General features: G+C 65.3%; 5 protein-coding genes. All 5 read right to left on the minus strand.

What is annotated here, in order from left to right; genetic code table 11:
- Positions 1-114 precede the first annotated feature (114 nt).
- The gene (locus tag J7E68_RS15380; RefSeq protein WP_215174047.1) at positions 115-510 is read right to left on the minus strand and encodes a rhodanese-like domain-containing protein; all 396 of its coding nucleotides are present in this window, start codon (positions 508-510) and stop codon (positions 115-117) included.
- An 85-nt stretch (positions 511-595) separates the two neighbouring features.
- Positions 596-1,093, minus strand: coding sequence for a GNAT family N-acetyltransferase (locus J7E68_RS15385; protein WP_215174049.1), 498 nt, complete (start codon positions 1,091-1,093; stop codon positions 596-598).
- Between the two features lie 171 nt (positions 1,094-1,264).
- The gene (locus J7E68_RS15390) at positions 1,265-3,079 is read right to left on the minus strand and encodes a cytochrome bc complex cytochrome b subunit (protein ID WP_215174051.1); all 1,815 of its coding nucleotides are present in this window, start codon (positions 3,077-3,079) and stop codon (positions 1,265-1,267) included.
- A complete protein-coding gene (locus J7E68_RS15395) occupies positions 3,076-4,152 on the minus strand; it encodes a ubiquinol-cytochrome c reductase iron-sulfur subunit (protein WP_215174053.1) in 1,077 nt (358 codons plus the stop codon). The genes J7E68_RS15390 and J7E68_RS15395 overlap by 4 nt, the downstream gene beginning before the upstream one ends.
- Before the next feature lie 36 nt (positions 4,153-4,188).
- Positions 4,189-4,555, minus strand: a 367-nt coding sequence (locus J7E68_RS15400; protein ID WP_215174055.1) for a cytochrome c, incomplete at its 5' end; no start/stop codon positions are given.

Below are 4,555 nucleotides of genomic sequence, written 5' to 3' on the forward strand. Positions count from 1 at the left end.
TTCGTCGTCGCGATCGTCGGCAGGGTGTACGAGTACTACCGCGGCAATTTCGCCCGCTGAGTTCCACGAGAAAGGCCCCTGGGATCACCCAGGGGCCTTTCTGCGTCTTCACTGTCAGGCGCGCGAGCGCACGCGCGCGATTCCCGTGAGCGCGTCGACAGGCCGCCGGTGCGTGCCATCGGCATCCTCGACGGGGTATCCCTCGCGAACCCAGTACTCGAACCCGCCGATCATCTCGCTGACGTCATAGCCCAGCTTGGCGAACTCGAGCGCTCCCTTCGCGCCGGCGTTGCATCCGGGACTCCAGCAGTAGACGACCACCGCCGCGTCCGGCGGGATCTCCGTCGGGGCACGGTCAGCGATCTCGCTGTAGTGCATGTGGGTGGCCCCNNCGTCGGAGCGAACGTCGATGACAGGGATCTCCGCACCGTCCTTAAGCGCAGCGTACACGTCGCTGGCGTCGGTCTCGTAGGCGAGCTTGGCGGCGTAGTAGTCGGCACGATCGATCATGTTGTCAGCCTAGAAGCCGGCCAGGGGAGACACCCGCGTCATTCGGACGGCAGACAGCCGGATTCCGCCAACATCGTACGCGGCGTCAGAGTTCCACGGTCATCTGCACACGGCGTCCGTAGCGATCAAGCCCTGAGGATGCTTCAGCGTCGACGAGACCGCGTTGGAACGGCGTCTCGGGGATGCTCTCGAGAAACCCGCAGGAGGCGTAGAAGGGTGCGTTCCAGGGCACCTCCGCGAACGTGCGCAGTGAGACACGGGTGTATCCGCGCTCGCGTGCTTCGTCCAGAGCGGCCTCGACGAGCCGGCGACCGTATCCCTGGCGGCCGGAGGAGGGCGATACAGACAGCTGCTCGAGGTGCGCATGGCCGTCCGCATCCATGACGTGCACGAATCCGACCGGGGTGCCGCCGTCCTCGAGAATGAGCACGAACCCGCCGCCGCTGAGCCGCTCGAGCCCGTCATCGGTCGGCGGCCAGGCCGGTGCCCCGAGGCTGGCGATGAGAAGCGCATCCGCCTCGGTCTCTATCCTCTGGATGATCTCCGCATCCTCTGCCACGGCGTGGCGAATCGCTGCGCTCATCGAACGTCCTCCGCGATCATGCGGAGATGGGCCGCGATTGTGAATGCGGATGGGCCGAGTGGGGTTGCTGAGCTCATGCCACGATCTTTCCATGTGCACATGAGAGGCCCCCGGACGCGAGAAGGCCCTGTCCGAAAACGGACAGGGCCTTCTGATGGGGGAGCGGCGATCTTACTCGCCGTCCTCCGACTTCTTGTTACGAGGCTTCTTCACCGGCTCGGTCGAGATGACCGTGCTGGGGGTGTTCGGCGTCTCGTCGACGTGCGTCTCGGACACCGTGAGCGGCGCATCCGGGAAGCCGGCGCGCTCGTGAGCGCCCTGGATCTCGGCGGCTTCGGTCTCGTCGTTCTGAGCCGTGACGTGGTGCTGGTGCGCGTCGGCGGCCTCGACCTCTGCCTGCGTGAGCGGGGCGAGACGGTCTTCGTAGAACCAGCGCGAGATGGAGGACCGCAGGTTCTCGGTCCACGAGATGCGTCCCTTCGCATTCGGGCGGACCACGAGCGGCTCGTATCCGTCGACGTCGATGAGCTTCCAGCGATCGTACTTGTCGACCGGCTGGTGCACCTCGATGAACTCGCCGCCGGGAAGGCGGACGATACGGCCTGACTCGAAGCCGTGCAAGACGATCTCGCGGTCCTTCTTCTGCAGAGCGAGCGCGATGCGCTTGGCGACGAAGTAGCCGAGCACCGGTCCGATGAAGAGCAGCGCCTGAAGGGTGTGGATGACACCCTCCATCGTCAGCATGAAGTGCGTGGCGATCAGGTCGGACGAGGCCGCCGCCCACAGGACGGCGTAGAAGATCACGCCGGCCGTGCCGATGGCGGTGCGGGTCGCCGCGTTGCGAGGACGCTGAGCGATGTGGTGCTCTCGCTTGTCGCCCGTGACCCACGCCTCGATGAAGGGGTAGATCGCGACGAGCACGATGAACAGGCCGAGGACGACCAGCGGCAGCAGGATTCCGAACGACCACGTGTGGTCGAGGAACACGATGTCGAGGTTCGAGGGGGCCAGACGCAGCGCTCCGTCGGCGAAGCCGATGTACCAGTCAGGCTGGGTACCTGCGGAGACGGGGGAGGGATCGTACGGACCGTAGTTCCAGATCGGGTTGATCTGGAAGAAGGTCGCCATCAGCACGATCGTGCCGAAGACGATGAACAGGTATCCGCCCATCTTCGACATGTACACCGGCATCATCGGGTAGCCCACGACGTTGTCGTTCGTGCGGCCGGGGCCGGCGAACTGCGTGTGCTTGTTGACGATCATCAGCATGAGGTGCACTGCGATGAGCCCGATGACCAGCAGCGGAAGCAGCAGGATGTGCAGCGTGTACAGGCGCCCCACGATCGCCGTGCCCGGGAACTCGCCACCGAAGAGCAGGAACGACGTCCAGGTACCGATGAGCGGGATGCCCTTGATCATGCCGTCGATGATGCGCAGGCCGTTGCCCGAGAGCAGGTCGTCAGGAAGCGAGTAGCCGGTGAAGCCCTCGGCCATCGCGAGGACGAACAGCACGAAGCCGATGACCCAGTTGAGCTCGCGGGGCTTGCGGAAGGCGCCCGTGAAGAAGACGCGCAGCATGTGCACGCCGATGCCGGCGACGAAGACCAGCGCGGCCCAGTGGTGGATCTGGCGAACCAGCAGACCACCGCGGAGATCGAACGAGATGTGCAGCGACGACTCGAGAGCCGCCGACATCTCGATTCCGCGCATGGGGGCATATGCACCGGTGTAATGCGTCTCGACCATGGAGGCCTCGAAGAAGAACGTCAGGAAGGTTCCGGACAGGAACACGACCACGAAGCTCCACAGCGCGATCTCACCGAGCATGAACGACCAGTGGTCAGGGAAGATCTTGCGACCGAGCTCCTTGACGAAGCCGGAGATGCTGGTGCGCTCGTCGATGTAGTTCGACGCGGCGCCGACGAATCGGCCGCCGAGAGGCGCCTTGTTGTCCTTGTCCTCTTTGGACAGCGTTGCGGTGCTCAATGGCGCTCCCAGAAGCTCGGGCCGACGGGCTCGGTGAAGTCACTGCGAGCGACGAGGTAGCCCTCGTCGTCGACGGTGATGGGCAGCTGCGGCAGCGGACGTGCGGCAGGTCCGAAGATGACCTTGGCGTGATCCGTGACGTCGAACTGCGACTGGTGGCAGGGGCAGAGGAGGTGGTGGGTCTGCTGCTCGTACAGCGCCACGGGGCAGCCGACGTGGGTGCAGACCTTGGAGTACGCGACGATGCCGTCGTACGACCAGTCCTTGCGGTCTTCGGCCTCGATGAGCTGCTCGGGACGCAGGCGCATCATCAGGACGATGGCCTTGGCCTTCTCCTCGAGGTAGCCGTCGTGGTGGCTGAGCTCGGCGAGGTCCTCGGGGATGACGTGGAAGGCGGATCCGAGGGTCACGTCCGCTGCGCGGATCGGCGTTCCGTCGGGGTCGCGGACGAGGCGCTGGCCCTTCTCCCACATCGTGTGCTTGAGCAGCACCACCGGGTCGCCCGCGGTGGGATCGTCCGGAGTGCTGTGCGGGGCGAGGCCACGGAACAGCGTCACGCCGGGGATGATCGACGCCACGATCGCCGCGAACAGCGAGTTGCGGATCATCGTGCGTCGCCCGAAGCCGGACTCCTCGTTCGCCGTCTCGAATGCCTCGATGACGGCCTCGCGCGTCGACTCCTTGCCACGGGTGGGGTGGCGGTGCTCGATGTGCTCCTTGTCGCTCATCAGCGCCTTCGACCAGTGGATCGCGCCGATGCCGATGCAGAGCAGAGCCAGAGCGATGCCCAGACCGATGAAGAGGTTGTTCTGGCGGATGTCGATCAGAGCGCCGCTCTCGATCGGGAAGAGCATGTAGGCGGCGACCGCCCAGATGCTTCCTGCCAGCGAGAGGTAGAACAGGGTGTAGACCGTGCGCTCCGCAGCCTTCTCAGCGCGCGGGTCCTTGTCGGTCATCCGCGCGCGGTGCGACGGCAGCCCCGGGTTCTGCACGGGATCGCTGACTGCGACACCCAGCCCTGGAGAGGGCTGGTAGGCCCTGTCAAGAGCCTGCGAGTCGTCGTCGTGTGCCATGGTGCTCCTCGTACGTTCCTCTTCGATGAATAAGCGTCAGTTGGACTTCGCCGTGATCCACACGGTGATGGCGACGAGCGCGCCGATGCCGAAGATCCAGACGAACAGGCCCTCGGAGACAGGACCGAGCGAACCGAGCGAGAATCCGCCGATCTGCACGGACTGCTGCTGGAAGAGCAGGGCCGAGATGATGTCGCGCTTGTCTTCGTCCGACAGGTTCATGTCGCCGAAGACGGGCATGTTCTGGGGACCGGTGACCATGGCTGCGTACATGTGCAGCGCGCTGGTCTCGGTCAGTGCCGGGGCGTACTTGCCCTCGGTCAGTGCGCCACCTGCGGCAGCCACGTTGTGGCACATCGCGCAGTTGACACGGAAGAGCTCGGCACCGTTCGCGACATCGCCG

The sequence above is a fragment of the Microbacterium sp. ISL-103 genome (assembly GCF_018613995.1).
Classification (GTDB): Bacteria; Actinomycetota; Actinomycetes; order Actinomycetales; family Microbacteriaceae; genus Microbacterium.

Bases quoted from the DNA above. Each gene is read 5' to 3' on its own strand.
- J7E68_RS15395 (WP_215174053.1), bottom strand. From the start codon at position 4,152: ATGGCACACGACGACGACTCGCAGGCTCTTGACAGGGCCTACCAGCCC.
- J7E68_RS15385 (WP_215174049.1), bottom strand. From the start codon at position 1,093: ATGAGCGCAGCGATTCGCCACGCCGTGGCAGAGGATGCGGAGATCATC.